The sequence below is a fragment of the Paraburkholderia humisilvae genome (assembly GCF_902859855.1).
GTDB lineage: Bacteria > Pseudomonadota > Gammaproteobacteria > Burkholderiales > Burkholderiaceae > Paraburkholderia > Paraburkholderia humisilvae.
In genome coordinates, this window is the sequence record NZ_CADIKH010000002.1 from 16510 (window position 1) to 33419 (window position 16910).

At 63.7% G+C, this 16910-nt stretch carries 13 protein-coding genes; 5 read left to right on the forward strand and 8 right to left on the reverse strand.

Annotated elements, in window-relative coordinates; genetic code table 11:
* The first annotated feature begins 34 nt into the window (after positions 1-34).
* Together HV796_RS01775 and HV796_RS01780 are read left to right on the forward strand one after the other, a co-directional pair.
* Entirely contained in the window at positions 35-625 is a 591-nt protein-coding gene (locus HV796_RS01775) for a hypothetical protein (protein WP_175224590.1), read from the forward strand.
* Positions 626-784: 159 nt separating this feature from the next.
* Positions 785-1015, forward strand: coding sequence for a hypothetical protein (locus HV796_RS01780; protein WP_175224592.1), 231 nt, complete (start codon positions 785-787; stop codon positions 1013-1015).
* Between the two features lie 11 nt (positions 1016-1026).
* Here the strand turns inward: HV796_RS01780 and HV796_RS01785 are convergent, their stop codons facing one another.
* Positions 1027-2907 (reverse strand): glycosyl transferase family 1, encoded by a 1881-nt coding sequence (locus HV796_RS01785; RefSeq protein ID WP_377692511.1) that lies wholly within the window; start codon positions 2905-2907, stop codon positions 1027-1029.
* 385 nt (positions 2908-3292) lie between these two features.
* On the opposite strand from HV796_RS01785, the gene HV796_RS01790 reads away from it, so the two are divergent.
* Entirely contained in the window at positions 3293-5239 is a 1947-nt protein-coding gene (locus tag HV796_RS01790; protein WP_246355640.1) for a YadA family autotransporter adhesin, read from the forward strand.
* 89 nt (positions 5240-5328) lie between these two features.
* Positions 5329-6402 (forward strand): OmpA family protein, encoded by a 1074-nt coding sequence (locus HV796_RS01795; protein ID WP_175224595.1) that lies wholly within the window; start codon positions 5329-5331, stop codon positions 6400-6402.
* 145 nt (positions 6403-6547) lie between these two features.
* On the opposite strand, the gene HV796_RS01800 is transcribed toward HV796_RS01795, so the two are convergent.
* Positions 6548-7840 carry a DUF3443 domain-containing protein gene (locus HV796_RS01800; RefSeq protein WP_175224597.1) on the reverse strand — a complete coding sequence of 431 codons (1293 nt, stop codon included), beginning with the start codon at positions 7838-7840 and terminating at the stop codon, positions 6548-6550.
* 70 nt (positions 7841-7910) lie between these two features.
* Positions 7911-8378: a DUF2844 domain-containing protein gene (locus HV796_RS01805; protein WP_175224599.1), complete on the reverse strand. Its 468-nt coding sequence runs from the start codon at positions 8376-8378 to the stop codon at positions 7911-7913.
* A gap of 488 nt (positions 8379-8866) precedes the next feature.
* Between HV796_RS01805 and bamC the strand changes: the two genes are divergently transcribed.
* The gene (gene bamC / locus HV796_RS01810) at positions 8867-10168 is read left to right on the forward strand and encodes an outer membrane protein assembly factor BamC (protein WP_175224601.1); all 1302 of its coding nucleotides are present in this window, start codon (positions 8867-8869) and stop codon (positions 10166-10168) included.
* Between the two features lie 123 nt (positions 10169-10291).
* On the opposite strand, the gene HV796_RS01815 is transcribed toward bamC, so the two are convergent.
* The 5 genes from HV796_RS01815 to thiC all read right to left on the reverse strand — a co-directional run bounded on the left by HV796_RS01815 (position 10292) and on the right by thiC (position 16766).
* Positions 10292-11287: a DMT family transporter gene (locus HV796_RS01815; RefSeq protein WP_175225007.1), complete on the reverse strand. Its 996-nt coding sequence runs from the start codon at positions 11285-11287 to the stop codon at positions 10292-10294.
* 252 nt (positions 11288-11539) lie between these two features.
* A complete protein-coding gene (locus HV796_RS01820) occupies positions 11540-13138 on the reverse strand; it encodes an L-lactate permease (RefSeq protein ID WP_175224602.1) in 1599 nt (532 codons plus the stop codon).
* Between the two features lie 328 nt (positions 13139-13466).
* Positions 13467-13994: a hypothetical protein gene (locus tag HV796_RS01825; RefSeq protein WP_175224605.1), complete on the reverse strand. Its 528-nt coding sequence runs from the start codon at positions 13992-13994 to the stop codon at positions 13467-13469.
* Between the two features lie 347 nt (positions 13995-14341).
* Positions 14342-14554, reverse strand: a complete 213-nt coding sequence (locus HV796_RS01830; RefSeq protein ID WP_175224607.1) for a glycine zipper 2TM domain-containing protein — start codon at positions 14552-14554, stop codon at positions 14342-14344.
* Between the two features lie 280 nt (positions 14555-14834).
* The gene (gene thiC, locus HV796_RS01835; RefSeq protein ID WP_175224609.1) at positions 14835-16766 is read right to left on the reverse strand and encodes a phosphomethylpyrimidine synthase ThiC; all 1932 of its coding nucleotides are present in this window, start codon (positions 16764-16766) and stop codon (positions 14835-14837) included.
* Positions 16767-16910: the final 144 nt, after the last annotated feature.

Sequence of the window (16910 nt, forward strand, 5' to 3'; positions counted from 1 at the left end):
CTACAATGCCCGGCAGATCAAGAACGGACGATTTATGAACACCCGCGTCTTCACCATCGTTTCCTCTGCCGTTGCGCTTACGCTGATCGCCGGATGTACCGCTGCCTTCAAGAATTCCGTCGCATGCCGGGACCAGATGCGCAGCGTGGCAGGCGGCGAAATGGCGGCGTCGGAAACGTTGACGATCAGTCATACCGGCGCCGCCATTCGCGGCAGCCGTGTGGTGGTCGAAGGCGCGTTCGTCAGCATGGTGCCGGCGTCTTCCGTCGCGGCGATGACCGCGGCGTGGGCGACAGCGCCGGCTTCGGGGGCGTCAGCCGCGTCGGCACCGTTGGCCGCCTCGGCGCCGTCGGTGGCACTGGCGGCGTCGCAACCGGCGCTATCCGCGTTGCCGCCGTCGTCGACGATGGGCGTCGCGGGTATCCAGGCGCCGACGTTCGAGTCCACGCCGGCCAACACCGGCGCAGTCGCGCCGAAAGCAACGGCGCAAAATTCGAACAAACCGGTCAGGCTCTCCATTCCCGCGGCGATGGAATGCCAGTTCGATGGCCTGGACCTGACGTCATTTCAGTGGCTTGCACCAGGCAGACTGGTCAAGCGCGCCGACAGCGGCACGGGCGGGTAGTCCGAGGCAGTCTGTATCGTTGGGGAACGTCGTCCGGTACGCTTACTGTTGACACCTACCGCGACGCAACATCGACGACGCAACGTTTACCTGGCATCGCTTGCTACGCGCCGCACCCGCAGTGCTACGATTTCCTGTGTGGCGAACCAGGAGCTCAGCATGGACGGCTACATCAGACACCAGATAGAGGGCGCGTCGGTCGACATCGATGTCGTGCCCGTTACACCGCGCGGTTTCTGCGCACGTTTCCGGATTTTCCGCGATACCGCCGACCAGCCCGAATGGCACCGGGTGCACGTGTCCGGCAGCGTGTTCGATACCGCCGCTGCGGCTGAGGAGGCGGCACGGTCGATGGCGCTCGAACAGGTGCTGGCGCGCGGCGCCGAGTAGCTTGCGCGGTGTCAGTGCCGTGTCGCTGCGGTCAAATTGCCGGTGGCTGCCTGCCTCTCTTCGACCAGCTGTAGCACGCGTTCGCCGAATACTTCCGGTCGGCCTTCAAAAAAGCGATGAGCCGCTCGCGTTTCGATCAACTGTGCACGTAGTGCCTCGCGCTCGTCGTGCCGGTCGATCATCCTGACTGCCGCGTCGACATAGTCGTCGACAGACGATGCGACAGTCCACGTCGGCATGCCCGCACGCGCGAAGAGCGCACCGTCGATGCGCTCGAACACTTCAGGTCCGGTTTTGCAGATGCCCGGCACGCCTGCCGTGAACGCGTCGACGATGCCGTTTGTGTTGCCGAACGGGAACGGGCTTAGAAACAGATCCGCATACTGGACGCGCGCGAGGTAATCCGCATACGGATAGAAGCCGTGGATGATCGCGCCGGGCAGCGCGAGCGCGGCGACGCGGCGCATCTGCTCAAGCAACAGGCCATGCCGCGCGCCGGTCATCAGATGAAACTGCGCGGGCGTTTGAGCGGCTTCGAGAATTCGCCGGCAGGCGTCGAAAAAGCGCGGATTGAGTTTCATCTGGCTTGCCGTCACGACGATTTGCAGCGTGTCGCGTCGCGCGGGCATGGCAGGCGCGAGCGGCGGCAGCGCGCTCGAGGCCACATAGGGCTGGCCGTCGCGTGGCAGCGTCAACAGGTCCTCGCTAAAGCACGCGGGGTTGCCGACGAAATCTTCCTCGACGCTCACGTAGTCGATCCGCGCCGAGCATGTCGTGGACGGATGGCCGAGCCCCGCGATCTGCAACGGCGCGACACGCAGGTTCGACATGAAAATGGTCAGCACGAACATGCCGACGCTCGGCATATAGAGCACGTCGGGATGTTCCGCGTGCGCGAAATCGCGAATCGTCCTCAGGCATTCGCCGATGTAGTCCGGTTCCGTCAGTTCGATGAAGCGGTCGAACAGCGCACGGCCGGCCTCGTCGACCGCGTAGCCAAAGCCGAACCCGACCACTTCGAAACGCGCGCGCGCCGCCGCGAGCGTGCGCGAATGCGTTCGGTAGATCGAATGCGCGCTGCCGAACCACTCAAGTACGACGATCATCAGCGGCTTTCGTTTGCGCTTGCGTGGCGCCGGTCTGGGTAACGGCGGGTACCCGACGTCGTCTACACCCAGTTCGTCCAGTTTTCGGCGCACGAGCGCATTGATGTCGGCCTTGATCGCATGCCGGTACGGCGTGTCCGCGTAGCTGCAGAACATGTATGCGTTGTGCAGCACGCCGGTTGGCAGCAAATCGAGGTTGTCGATCTGCCCGAGCTTGCCCGGCAACCATTCGAGCAGCGCCTCGCGCTTGCGATGTGCGTTCGTGGAGCCCTGGAACTCGGCGGACAGTAACGCGAGCGCGAGATTCGCCGCGATAACCGGTTCGCGTGCCCAAAGCTCGCCTAGTTCGAACGACAGGTCCGATTCGCCCGAATACAGAAGACATCGCTTCTCCAGAGAGCCCTCCGCAGCGCGTGAAGGCGACTCGCCGCTCCAGTCCGGGGCGATGCACCGCGCGATGTGATCGGCGTTGCCCAGCGGCGTGGCGGCGAACAGCGCACCCAGCCACGCGTGCATCGACATCAGTGTGTTGAATACAGACATTCGCGGGCGAAACGCCGGGTCGGCGAAGAGCGTGGCGATTGCCGCAGTGGCACGCGCGCAAAAGCGCTCCCGCTGCCAGTCGGCCGGCAGATCGGCGATACCCGATGCGCGAATGTCGCCATCCAGTTCGCCGCGCTTTTGCTGCAGCAAGGCAAGCAGCACGGTCAATTGTTCAGCAGCCCTGTCGTGCTCGCGAGCGTAGACGGATTGCTCGAAGTCGTCGAGTACGAAAGTGGGTTCCATCAAGCTGGGATGAAAAATTGGGATCGCTAATTGTATGGGATGCCTTGTGCGGTAGAAGTCGTTAATGCGCACGTTTTGATCATTTTGGGAGTTTTCTTGTATCGAAAGATTCGCATTGTTTGTAGGATGCGCCTGTCGTCGATGTCAGCAAGCTTGTCAGTCGACACAGGGGTTCCGTCGGTGCAGCGCCATGTCGACGGTTGGGTGCGGATTGATGTGGCCGTGGCACGGCCGCGGGGTACGGAGGTTCGAGTGTTGTCAGTTCATTAGTGATATTTCGGTATCCACATTAAATGGCGGGATTCATCGCTCATTCCACCGGTCTCGAACGGCGGAGCGGGGTGGGCCCGAATCGGTCGGGTAATTACATGTTGCAGGGCTAGAGATGAAGAAGAAACGATATGTCACGCGTGCGCGCGACAAATATGCATCGGTGGTGGCTTCGCAGCGCAGCGCGCGGCGCGGAACGTCGGCGCGCAAGGCTCGGCTGGCGGCGCTTGCGCTCGGCATCGGCACGGCGTCGCTGGTGCATGCCGCAAGCGCGGATGACGCGACGGAAACGGACCTCGTGCCGCTTCCGGTAATGCGGCAACTCCTCGCGCAGTCATCCGCGCGGCCGCTGGGTGCGAGCCTGCTGGCTGCGGCGCCAGTCACCGACTATATCGCGGTGAGCTCGAACACCACGCCGGGCGCGCCGACGCACGCATCCGACGATCTCAACGCGATGGCGGTGGGGCCGACGTCGGCAGCCACGGGCATCAACGCGACCGCGGTTGGCGCCGGGGCGTTTGCCGCGCGCAGCTATTCAACCGCGGTTGGTGCGGGAGCCGGTGCGCTTGGGCTGCGTACGACTACCATCGGCACGAGCGCGACGACGGGCTTCGAAGCGGACGGCGCGGTCGCAATCGGCTATCTGGCACGAGGCGACACCGCCGGGACACTTGCGCTTGGCAGCGGAGCGACCGCTTCAGGCGTTCAGTCTGTGGCAATGGGTTCGAACGCGACCACTTTCACGGACGCGTCGCTCGCGCTAGGTGCGGACACGCTCGTGACAGCCGCGGGCGGCATCGCGCTCGGTGCCAACTCGATCGGGGACCGGCAGAACGCAGTCTCGGTCGGCAATGCGGGACTGCAGCGGCAGATCATCAACATGGCCGCCGGCACATCCGATACGGATGGTGTCAACGTTGCGCAATTGAAGGGTCTCGCGGTGGCGTTCGGCGGCGGTGCCTCGGTGAAACCTGACGGTACGGTGTCGCCGCCCACCTATGGTATCGGCGGCAATGTGTATCGCAACGTGGGTGATGCGCTCGCGAATCTCGATGGCCGTGTGAACGCCAATACGGTTCGCCTCGACAATCTGACGAACGTGGTGAACAACATCAGTGGCGCAAGCACCGGTCCGATTCGCTACTTCCATGCGAACTCGGCATTGAGCGACGCGGCCGCGACCGGCCGCGAAGCGGTCGCGATCGGCGGCAACGCGCGGGCGTCAGCGGCCAATTCAGTCGCGCTGGGTGCGGACTCGGTCGCGGACCGCGACAACGCCGTGTCGGTCGGTTCGGTGGGGCTCGAACGTCAGATCATGAACGTCGCGGCCGGCACCGCGGATACCGATGCGGTCAACCTCGGCCAGCTGAACAGCGCACTCAGTCAGATCGTCAACGAGCAGCCGCGTACCGCGAGTCCGTTTGTCATCGTGAACGGCAATGCGGCCAGCGAGGCCGCGCAAGCGAATGGCACGCACGCGGCGGCGCTCGGCGCCAACGCCTCGGCAAATGGCGCCGCGGCGCTTGCGCTTGGCGCGAACGCCAGCGCGAACGGCGACACGGCCAGCGCGATCGGCGCCCAGGCGGTGGCGAAAGGCAATCAGACGTCCGCATTCGGCTGGAACAGCGTCGCGTCGGCCGATGGCGCCGTTGCGCTTGGCGCGGGTTCGATTGCCGATCGGGCGAATACGGTATCGGTCGGCAGCGCGGGAGCTGAACGGCAGATCGCGAATGTCGCGCCGGGCACACATGGCACAGACGCCGTCAATCTCGATCAACTGAATGCAGCCTTCAATCAGACCAGCCAGGCGCTCAACGATCTCGACCGAAGCACGCGCAAGGGCATTGCGTCCGCATCCGCGCTGCAGATTGTGACGCCGTATCTGCCGGGACGCACGACGCTCAATGCAGGTGTCGCCGCTTATCGGGGGCAGGCCGCGCTGGCGATCGGCGTGTCGCGCTGGAGTGAGAAGGGCACGTTCAATGTCAATGCGGGGGTCGCTTCGGCGGGCAGCAACAGCACCATCGTCAGGGCGGGCATCGGCATCGTGATCGGAGACTGATGCGCTCCGGTCAATCATCGAACAACTGGTTAGCGCCGCGCGTGAAGGCGCGATTGCGTGCACGCGCGGCGCACGCGTGAGGGAACAACATGAAGCAGCTGGTCATCGTCGCGGCCGCACTTGCACTATCCGGTTGCTCCGGGCAAGCGGCACGCGAACAACTCGATATTCGCAATCCGTCGGTCGCGCACGGCGGATTCGGTACGCCGCAGGATACCGCGGCGGGCGCGGCGGTCAAGCCGTGGACCGACACCTACACACCGATCAAGCGCCGAGGCGCGACGCTCGATGCGTTGCAGAACAGACTGGATCGGCTGGGTTCGAAGAAGGATTCGTATGCAGGCGCGAAGGCGCAATGCTGGATCGAGACCGGCAAACAGGCGTTCGCGGCGCGCGACGAATGGGGCTTCGTCGAGGAAGCGATCGGCGAGGCAAGGGGCTTGATTGAGCGTCTCGAAGCGGGCGTTGGGCCCAGCCCCGTTTCGGCTCATCCGCAGACGGCCGAAGCGCGATCCCTGCGAACGGCCGTACAGGTGCGACCGGATTTATGGACGGAATTGGCCGCGCTCCACGCCGATGCCCGTTTTGCGTCCTGTGCGCCGGCGCAGCAACAGGTCGCATGCGCCGAGGTGGAGTTGTCGCGCGCCGGGCATGACGCGTGGACGCACGCATTTGCCGCCGCCCAGCAGCGTGTCGATACGCTGCAAGCGCGAATGCGTGAAGCGTCACAGGCGTTAGCCGCCTGTACGGTTGCGCCTCCTTTGGCACAGGAATCCGAAATGATCTCGTTGTCCGCCGATGCACTGTTCGAATTTGGACGGGGCGATCTGGCCGCGATCCGCGACGAAGGGCGCCGGCAACTCGACCAGATCGCGGTGCGTTTGCGCGCGCTCGATGCGGTTGACCGGCTGGTCGTATCCGGCTATACGGACCGACTCGGCTCCGCCAGCTATAACTTGCGCCTGTCGTCGCTGCGCGCGGATACGGTGCGACGCTATCTGTCGAACAGTGGAGTGACCGTGCCGATCGACGCGCGAGGTTTCGGCAAAGCGCAGCCGGGCAGCACTTGCGCGATGCGCGAGCGCGAAGTGTTGATCGATTGTCTTGCGCGTGACCGGCGCGTCGAGATCCGTGTGGTTGGGGCGCGGCAGAAGGGGGCATGAAGCGCCGGCTTGCCTGTGCAAGCGAACCCGTCGCGGGCTATGCGTGACGTCATTTGCCGAGCCGGGTCAGCACAACCGGAACCGCGGTTGCGCTTGTGACAGGACCCGCCTATGGCACAGGCGATGCGCGCATCCGCACCGCAGGTCAAAACGCGTAGAACGGTCCGTTGCCCGCGGCGGTCGGCCGCGCTTCGATCGCGGTGAAGATGCGCCTGCCAAAGAAGAAGGGCAGGCCCCAGTCGAACATCGTGCTCGAGACGCCTGCGAGGTTGTCGAATGCATTATTCGAGGTTGCGAACAATGCCTGTGCGTTGGCGACGGAGAACGATAGCGTCATCGCGGCGCCGTCCACGCCGGTCATCGTGGCGGTCTGCGTCGTTTGCGCGGGCGGGCAGTACCAGATACCGCACGGCGTGAGTGTCGTGCTGGCGAAGAACATGCCGTTCGACCCGCTGTCGATGAAGCTGCGCGACCATGTCTGGCCGTCGGCGGTGGTGACCAAGTAGCCGGTCTGCGTGTTCACCCTCAGTACGGTGGCGCCGCCCAGCGTGTTATTCGCCTGTGTGCCGATGCCGAAAATCAGCTGACCGGTCAGGGTCTGCGTGCCGGCGTCGGGTATCGCGGGCAAGTCGATGATCACGCCGTTGTTGTTCTCGGCGAAGTCGGCGACCGGGTTGGTCACTTGCGATGCGAGCGGTTGCGAACTCGACGTGCACGCGCCGCCCGCGTCGCATACGTAGTACCAGCGCGGCAATGCGTTGCCCGCGCACACGCTGCCGCAGTCGGCGGCGAACAGGCCGATGCCGAGAATGCCGTTCACGGGCAGCGTGGCCTGCGTCATCATCGCCGGACCGGAGCTGGCGCAGTCCGCGGGCACAGTCGGTACTGTCGGGTCGGCGATCACCTGAATCGGTAGATCAGCAGCGATCTGTCCGGCGATCCGGACGTCGGCGGTACGCACGGCACCCCACGTGTAACCGGTGCCGAACACTGCGCATGCGCCGCTCACCGTACCCACACCGGCCGCGCCGCCGGCGCCGGCTATCGCCGGCAGCGCGAGCGTCGCGGGCAGTGCGGTGGCGAAGATGCGCAACCCTTGTGATCCGGTATCGACCTGCACGTTGTCGATCGTTGCACAGTCGGCGGTTCCGGGCGTGCAGACGATGACGCTTGTCGTCAGTATGTTGCGCAAGCGGTTCGGCAATGCGTCGACCGTGACCGGCTGCACGTTCGGCGAGCTCGATTGAGGAACCGATGGCGCGACAGCCGGCGGAGCGGCAACGGGCGTCGTGGACGGTGGCGCGACATTGGGGCGCTGTTCGGCACTGGCGTCTGTGCCGCCGCCACCGCCGCATCCGGCGAGCACGGTCAGCGAAGCGAGCGCCACCGCCAGTACGGCTGCGTGCGGAACACGCATCGCTGCGGCGGCCAGTCTCATGCGCATGATCCACAAGACGGGGAACGCAGGCACGGGGTAAAGAGCGGTTCGCGTACACACGATTCCTCCATCATTGCAGGTCGGCAGGCGAGATGCCGGGCGGTATCACGGCCGGCAGCCACGCACGGCCCACATAGCTGCGCATCTGTCCGCCAGAATCGACAACCACATCGGATTGCGCAACGCGGGATGCGTGCAGGCTGCCTCCCGTGGCAAGCAGTGCAGTCGCTTTCGCGCGATAAGACGCTTTGTACGGGCCGAGCAGCCGGTCCAGGTCGGGCATCGTCGGGCCTTGCCACGTGTACGCGAAGATCAGCCCGTCGCCCGTTGCGTATTCGTGGATCGTCGTGCCGCCTTCGTCGATCCACCCGAGTATGCGTATGCTGGCGTCCGTGAGATCGTTCGCGATGACTTCGCTCGCGGCGCGCGGCGTCGCGGACATCGTGCCGCCGAGTTGCGCGCAGGCTGGCGCTGCGCTCAGCAAGAGAGTCGCGCCCATTCCAGCCGCTACGGCGACGCGCATAATGGGGGAGTTCATCGCGAATTTCATTGTGAAGGTTTCCTAACTTTTTTGAGATCGCTAATTCAAGATAGCATCTGGCCCATTTGACCCATCAACCGCGCGCAACGCGTGGCGTTCCGATGTCGAAAAACAAAGCAGCGACGAGCCCGGAATTCCCAAGAAAAACAAAGGGCTTGTCGCAAATTCGACGATTTGCTCCAAATGCGCCGGGAACGTTGCAGAGTGTTAAATTTCGGTTCGCCGAACGACGGCGCATGGCTCCCGATATTGTTGGAAATGCTTGGTCGGGGTCAGAGCAACGACCGGGTAAGCAGGCACGGGGACCGCGCCGCGTCGCGGTTTAGCGTGAAGACGGCGGCGCGCCGGGATGGCGCCGAGTTGGCGTGGCGTGCGCGTCGAAAGGGGGCCGGCACCCCGGTTTTTGCCATCGGAGTCGCCGGACCGGTAAAATAGCGGGTTGATCCACGGATACTGCCGTGGCGTAGCGGAAGGATTCCCAGAACATGACTGATCTTCGTCTCACCAAGCGGTATGCAGCATTGCTGATGGCAGGCGGGCTGGTCGCCGGCTGCGGCACGTCGTCGCCGACCAAAATCGACTACAAGAGCGACCAGAAATCGAAGGAAGTGTCGCTTGCCGTTCCGCCGAACATGATCGACGAAACGGCCGATCAGCGTTCGCTGCCGCCGCAGGGCGGGCAGACGTCCCTTTCCACGCTGCAGCACGTGCAAAGCTCGGCGCCGCCGGAAACCGCTGTGGTGCCGCCGGTAACGGGCATGCATATCCAGCGCGACGGCACCGAAAGCTGGCTCGTGATCGACAGTGAAGCGCCCGATCAGGTATGGCCGCAGGTTCGCCGTTTCTGGCAGGAACAAGGCTTTTTGCTGGTCGTCGACGATCGTAAGAAGAGCGTAATGGAAACGGACTGGAACGAAACCCATCCGGCAATCAACGATGGTCTGATCCGCAATACGCTGTCAAAAGCGATGGGCAACTCGTACGTGACGTCCGAGCGCAACAAGTACCGCACGCGTCTCGAGCCGGCGCCAGATGGCGGCACGTACGTGTTCGTCAGCCAGAAAGGTCTGCGCGAACAGTTGACCGGCGCGAATAACGATTCGAGTACATGGGTCGCGAAACCGAATGATCCGGCACTGGAAGCCGAATATCTGAAGCGGCTGATGGCGTCGCTCATCCAGGCGCAGGCCCGTGCGCAGGCCTCCGGCACGACGAGCGGCGGTGCGATGCAAAACGTCGCACTATCGCCGGCCGGTGCGCAAACGGCGCCGGGCCTGAGCGCGGGCGCTGCCTCTGCGGGCGCCGCGTCCGCAGGCGCCGCCTCCGCGGGAGCGAACGCGGCCGCCGCGGCCGTGGCCGCGCAAAACGTCACGCTCGCCGCGCAAGCACCGGCGCCCGCTACGACCGGAACAGACAGCAGCAGCACGGACACATTCGCGCAAGTGTCGGCGTCGGAGCTGATGCTTGGCGAGCCGTACGATCGCGCATGGCTGCGCGTCGGTCTCGCGCTCGATCGCAGCAATTTCACGGTTGACGACCGCGACCGCACCCGTGGTCTTTATTTCGTGCGCTACGTCGATCCGAAAGATATGAGCTCGGCCGAGCAAGGCTTCTGGAGCCAGATTTTCCATGGCCGCAAGGAGAAGGTCGCGAAGCAGTATCTCGTGAACGTCCGTGCGATTACGCCGAATCAGACTCGCGTTGCGGTGGTGGACGACAAGGGCGCGATCGATTCGTCGTCGCAGGCGAAGCAGATCATGTCGCTGATGGTCGATCAGTTGCATTAAGGGGCCGACACTAGCTGCCCGCATGGCACGCGAAAGTGCAAAAGCCGCGAGACGTTTTCCGTCTCGCGGCTTTTTATTTGATGCTGCGCTCTTCAGCCAGCGGGAGAACAGCCGTCTGCGGACTTAATGCTTGTCAGCCGCCGCGGGTGAGCCACCACCCCGTGCGCCAAACCACGGAATCCGCTTGACGACGCCGGTTGCCAGCGCTGTGCCGACAAGAATCACCGCGCAGCCCGCGAGCATGCCGGGAGACACGCGTTCGCCGAGAAACAGCGCGCCCCACAGAATGCCGAACACCGGAATCACGAACGTGACGGTAATTGCGCGGGCGGGGCCGGCGACGGCGATCAGATGGAAAAACAGCATGTACGCGATGCCCGTGCAACCGATGCCGAGGCAGAGCACCGAGCCCCACGCGTGCAGCGTGATTGGCGCGGCGGGCCACTGCGCGATCGCGAGCGGCAGCAGCACGATGGTCGCGCCGATCATGGTCCCGGTCGCGACGGTCAACGCATCGACGCCCATCAGGTGCCGCTTCGTATAGCTGGCCGCGATGCCGTACAGCAGCGTCGCGCCGAGCGCCGCGGCGGCGGCGAGCGCGGTGGTCGCCGGGGTGGCGCTGACGCCGTTCGCGCCAGGCGCGGCGATCTGATCCCAGACGAGCATTAGCACGCCGGCAAAGCCGATTGAAAGCCCGATACTGCTCAGCGTGCTCAATCGGTCCTTCAGCCACACGAACGCAACGAGCGCACCCCACAACGGCGTGGTCGCGTTGATGACCGATGTCACGCCGGCGGACAGCGTGAGTTCGGCGTAGGCGAACAGGCAAAAGGGCGCCGCTGAATTCAGCACGCCGACGACCGCGAGCGGCCACGCGCGCCGGCCGAGCGTGTCGACCGATGCGCGCAGCGGACGCCGCGCAATCAGCACGACGACGAGAAACAGCGCGCCGATACCGACGCGCAGTGCCATCAACGGCGCGACGCCGAAGTCGGCTACCCCGATGCGGATGAAGAGAAATGACGCGCCCCATAGCGCGGCGAGGATCAATAGTTGAACGATGTTGGTCGGGGACATGGGCAGGGCGTCGCGCGCAGTTGAGTCGGGACGCGCACGAATGTTAGCACCCTTAATCGGGCAAACAGTTCATGCTGGAATGAAGTAGCAAGAAACCGGAAGGCGACGATAAGGCGACGCCAATGCAGTGCCAGTGTCGCGTGAATGTTTCGCGAATGTTTCGAACACGCAGCGCGAGGACCGCGATACGAGACGCGCGACGATACAAAAAAAGACGGCGCCTTGACGGCGCCGCCCAAGGTCTGTCGATCAGCAACCGCGCGCCCTATCAGACGCGCGGCGATCAACGGACGTTCAATGCGGAATCATCCCTTGCAGATAGTTCTGCTGCAGCCACACGAGGATGCCGAGCACGATCGTCAGGATAATCGAATGCTTGAAGGTCTTCGCGAACACGACGCCTTCCTTGCCCTTGAGCTCGGTCGTGGCAACGCCGGTCGAGATGTTTTGCGGCGAGATCATCTTGCCCATCACCCCGCCCGATGAGTTGGTCGCGGCCATCAGCACCGGATGCAAATTCAGCTGATTGGCGGCCACCACCTGCAGATTGCCGAACAGCGCGTTACCGGACGTATCGCTGCCGGAGAGGAACACCGCGACCCAGCCGAGGAACGCCGACACCAGCGGGAAGAACGCGCCGACCGATGCCACACTGAGACCGAGCGTGTAGTTCAGGCCGGAATAGTTCATCAGGTACGCAAGTCCGACGATCGTCGCGACCGTGAAGATCGCGATGCGTGTCTGCACCCACGTATCGACGACCGCGCGGCCGAATTCAGACGGCTTGAGGCCGACGACGAACGACGTGATGATCGCCGCGACGAGAATCGCGGTTCCGGTCGCAAGCGGCTGGAAGTCCCAGATCGCGCCGTACGGCTGGTTATACAGCGTGATGAAGACCGCCTTGTCCAGACCCGGCCACGGCACCTTCACATCGCCGATCAGATAGATTCTCGCGACAGTCCAGATGATCACGACCGCCGACACGATCAGCCACGGATACCAGCCCTGAATGCCGCTCACCTCGCCGCGCACTTCGGTGGCGCGATCGACATTGATCGCGAACGCCGGATCGGGCGCGGGACGCCACACACGCAGGAAAAGGATCGTCACAACCAGCGACACGAGCGATGACAGCACGTCGGTCAGGCTGTAGTTGATGTAGTTCGACGTAATGAACTGCGTCAACGCGAAGCTGCCGCCCGACACGAACAGCACCGGCCAGATGCTCATCATCTTGCGGAAGCCCGAGTAGACGGCCATCACGTAGAACGGCAGCAGGAACGCGAAGAATGGCAACTGACGGCCGACCATCTTGCCGAGCGTATCCGCGGGCAGGTGGGTGACCGCGCCGAGCACCGTGATCGGCACACCGAGCGCACCGAACGCGACCGGCGCGGTATTGAAGATCAGCGTGAAGGTCAGCGCTTCGAGGGTCGGGAAGCCCATCATGATCAGCAGTGAACTCGTGATCGCGATTGGCGTGCCGAAGCCCGAGATGCCTTCGAGCAGCGCGCCGAACGAGAAGCCGATCACGACCAGCACGATGCGCCGGTCGTTGGGCAGGTGATCGATCATCCACATGCGAAACGCGGCGAAACGGCCCGAGCGCACGGCGATGTTGTACAGCAGGATCGCGTTGACCACGATCCACATCACCGGCCAGATCGCGAATACCGCGCCTGCGACGACCGAGTTGATCGCAAGGCCGACGGGAAACTGCCACGCGAAGATTGCCACGAGCAGGCCGACCACCAACCCCGCGAGCGAAGCCTGCCATGCGGGCCGGCGAGCCCAGCCGAGCAGGATAAGCACGACGACGATTGGTAAAACGGCAACGAGGAACGATGGGAACAGTGAATTGCCAACAGGCGTTAACAGCTGGTGAAACATCACGTCTCCTTCTTTGTTGTTCGAATCGCCATGGTTCTGCGCCTTATCGCGCATGACATGACAAGTCGAGGGCGAGCAGTACGGATGGCGATGACGTCGCGCGAACGCGACTCTCTTTTTTAAGCAGGCGTAGCAGTGGCAACCGCAAGCATAGAGATCACGCTGATGCAGTCAATAGGGAAACTACCCTGAAACGCAAAAGCTTGCTGCCTGATGCGCACGGCGATGCACGACGCTTGCCGAAAGAGGTCAACGGTTTTGCGCGGCCTTCTATTCCGTTGTAAAGAAAATGAAGGGTTGATGCGCGGTAGATGTGCAACGCGCATGCTCAATGATGGTGGTGGTAGCCGCCGTGGAAGCCAAAGCCGAACGATATGGAAGGGCCCCACCAGCCGGGGCCGTAGCCGTAGTACGCGGGATACGGATAGGGATACGGATAGTAGGCCGGATAGGCGGGATACGGCGGATAGTACGCGGGTGCGACGGCGACCGGCGGCGGCGGTGCATAAACCGTATAGGGCGCGGGTCCCTGCCCAGGCCCCTGCTCAGGTCCCTGCCCGGGTCCCTGCGGCGGCATCTGCGATTGCGCGATGGGCGGCGGCGCTTCGCCGTCGTTATTCGCGTCGTTCGCATTCGGATCGGCACCTTGCGCTTCCGCTTCGGGGCCGGCAGGCGCATAGCCTGGCCCGAGTGCCGGGTCGCGTTGCGTCGCAGCAGAGGGCCCGGGGGTGGTTGGGTACGCGGCAGGATACGGCGCTGCGCCGTAGTAACCGTATGGATAGGGGTAATAGCAGCCGGATAGCGCAAGCACAACGGCAGCACCGCTCACGCGTGCCGCTGTGGGTAACGGGTTCATGACTTGCTCCTGCTTCGTGGTTGTAACGCCATGCTGCGATGGCGGGCGCGTCAAATGGGATGCAACGAGGGATGCACCGAGCTTACGTCAGCGGTTCAACGCTCGCGTTGCAAACTGGTAACCGCATATTTCACAACGTTGCAAAGCATCGCCGCACGGGACGCGCGACGCTGCGCAATGAGCACGACGGCGGGAAGAGGAGGGAGATGTCGCTATGTCGTAGACAGCGGCGGCGTGGCCGGCATCGCATGCGACGGGGGGCGGTTACACCGTGACCGTTGCCGTGCCGCTCGCTGCTACAGGTCCGTTAGATGATAGGCGTCATGTGACGACGTGCGCTTGCGTGATCACTTGCCGACTTCATGACCGATGACGCCGCCCGCTGCTGCGCCGCCGAGCGTCGATAGCGCATTGCCGCCAACCGCCGCACCTGCCGCCGCACCGAGACCCGCGCCAACCGCGGTGTCACGCCCCTGGGGCGACATCCCGCCGCACGCGGTCAGACTCGCGACGATCATCGCAATCGCGGTCCACGCTCCGATTCGCTTGAACGATTTCATGATCCCACTCCTTATTCTTGAATGGCCAGACCGCGAATCGTCCGCGGCCGTTCGGCCCTTAACTTCATGGTATCGCCCGGTGTCGTTTCGATTTGTGTGACCTTGTCAGCAAATTGTCGGTTCGGTAATCATTTGTTTCGTCGCGGCCTGATTCTTGCAAAGCCTCTGCGGCGTTTTTGCCGGCGCGTAAAAAAGCCCGCGCGTCCAGTGGACGGCGGGCTTATGCATCCCACTCGATCACGCAAGGTTTGCTGCCATGCTTGCGTGCAAGCCGTGCTTTTTACTGACGCTGATAGATCTCGGCGCCGCTCTTCACGAATTCGACGGCCTTCACTTCCATGCCCTTGCGCAGCGCTTCGTCGTCGCTCACGCCCTGCTGCGCGGCGAACTCGCGCACGTCTTGCGTGATCTTCATCGAGCAGAAGTGCGGACCGCACATCGAACAGAAATGCGCCACTTTAGCGGAGTCCTTCGGCAGCGTTTCGTCGTGGAATTCGCGGGCCTTGTCCGGATCGAGGCCAAGGTTGAACTGGTCCTCCCAGCGGAATTCGAAACGCGCCTTCGATAGCGCGTTATCACGCACCTGCGCACCCGGATGGCCTTTCGCGAGATCGGCTGCGTGCGCGGCGAGCTTGTACGTGATGATGCCTTCCTTCACGTCGTCCTTATCCGGCAGGCCGAGGTGCTCCTTCGGCGTCACGTAACACAGCATCGCGGTGCCGAACCAGCCGATCATCGCGGCGCCGATACCGGACGTGATGTGGTCGTAGCCCGGCGCGATGTCGGTCGTGAGCGGGCCGAGCGTGTAGAACGGCGCCTCGTCGCACCAATCGAGCTGCAGGTCCATGTTCTCCTTGATCAACTGCATCGGCACGTGGCCCGGACCTTCGATCATCGTCTGCACATCGTGTTTCCACGCGATCTGCGTCAGTTCGCCGAGGGTCTTCAGTTCGGCGAGCTGCGCTTCGTCGTTCGCGTCGTAGATCGAGCCGGGGCGCAGGCCGTCGCCGAGCGAGAAGCTCACGTCGTACGCCTTCATGATTTCGCAGATGTCTTCGAAATGCTCATACAGGAAGCTTTCGCGATGATGCGCGAGACACCACTTCGCCATGATCGAGCCGCCGCGTGACACGATGCCGGTCATCCGCTTCGCGGTCATCGGCACGTATGGCAGGCGCACGCCCGCGTGAATCGTGAAGTAATCGACCCCTTGCTCAGCCTGTTCGATCAGGGTGTCGCGGAAGATCTCCCACGTCAGTTCCTCGGCTTTGCCGTTCACTTTTTCGAGCGCCTGATAGATGGGCACCGTGCCGATCGGCACCGGGCTGTTGCGGATGATCCATTCGCGCGTCTCATGAATATGCTTGCCGGTCGACAGGTCCATTACCGTGTCGCCGCCCCAGCGGATCGCCCAGGTCATCTTGTCGACTTCCTCGCCGATCGACGACGTGACCGCCGAATTGCCGATATTCGCGTTGACCTTCACGAGGAAGTTGCGGCCGATGATCATCGGCTCGCTCTCCGGGTGATTGATGTTGGCCGGAATGATTGCGCGGCCGCGCGCCACTTCCTCGCGCACGAACTCGGGCGTGATTTCCTTCAGTGCATTCGCGCCGAACGCGGCCGCGCCGAATGCCTGGCCGGGATGCTGACGGCCCATCAGGTCGGCGAGCTTCATGCCGTTCGGGCCGCTCGCGCGCAGACTCTCGAGATATTCGGCGCGCCGCTGGTTCTCGCGAATCGCGATGAATTCCATTTCGGGCGTGACCATGCCTTGCTTCGCGTAGTGCATTTGCGACACGTTCGCGCCGGCCACCGCGCGGCGCGGCGTGCGATGCAGGCCCGGAAAGCGCAGTTGCGCGGTGGCCTGATCGGCTGCGCGCTCGCGGCCGTATTCGCTGGTGAGACCGGGCAGCGCTTCGGTGTCGCCGCGCGCTTCGATCCAGCGCTGGCGCAGCGCGGGCAGGCCGGCGCGGATGTCGATGCGGGCCTCGGGGTCGGTGTACGGGCCCGACGTGTCATACACATAGACCGGCGGGTTTTTTTCGCCGCCGAAGCCGGTCGGCGTATCGGCCTGGCTGATTTCGCGCATCGGCACGCGAATGTCGGGCTGCGACCCGGTGACGTAGATCTTGCGCGAATTCGGCAACGGCGCGACGGCGGCCGCATCGACATGCGCATCGGCGGAAATGAATTTCGGGTTGGCGTTCATGTGGCTCTCCTGCGGCGGACCGCTTCTGTTTGAGCTACACGGGAGACGAGAGGAAGATGGACGGGTTCGCGAGAGGTTGCAGACTTAAGCGGCGAGACCCGAACGCTTCCCTGCGCTGGCATTATCCAGATCAGGTTCAAAGGG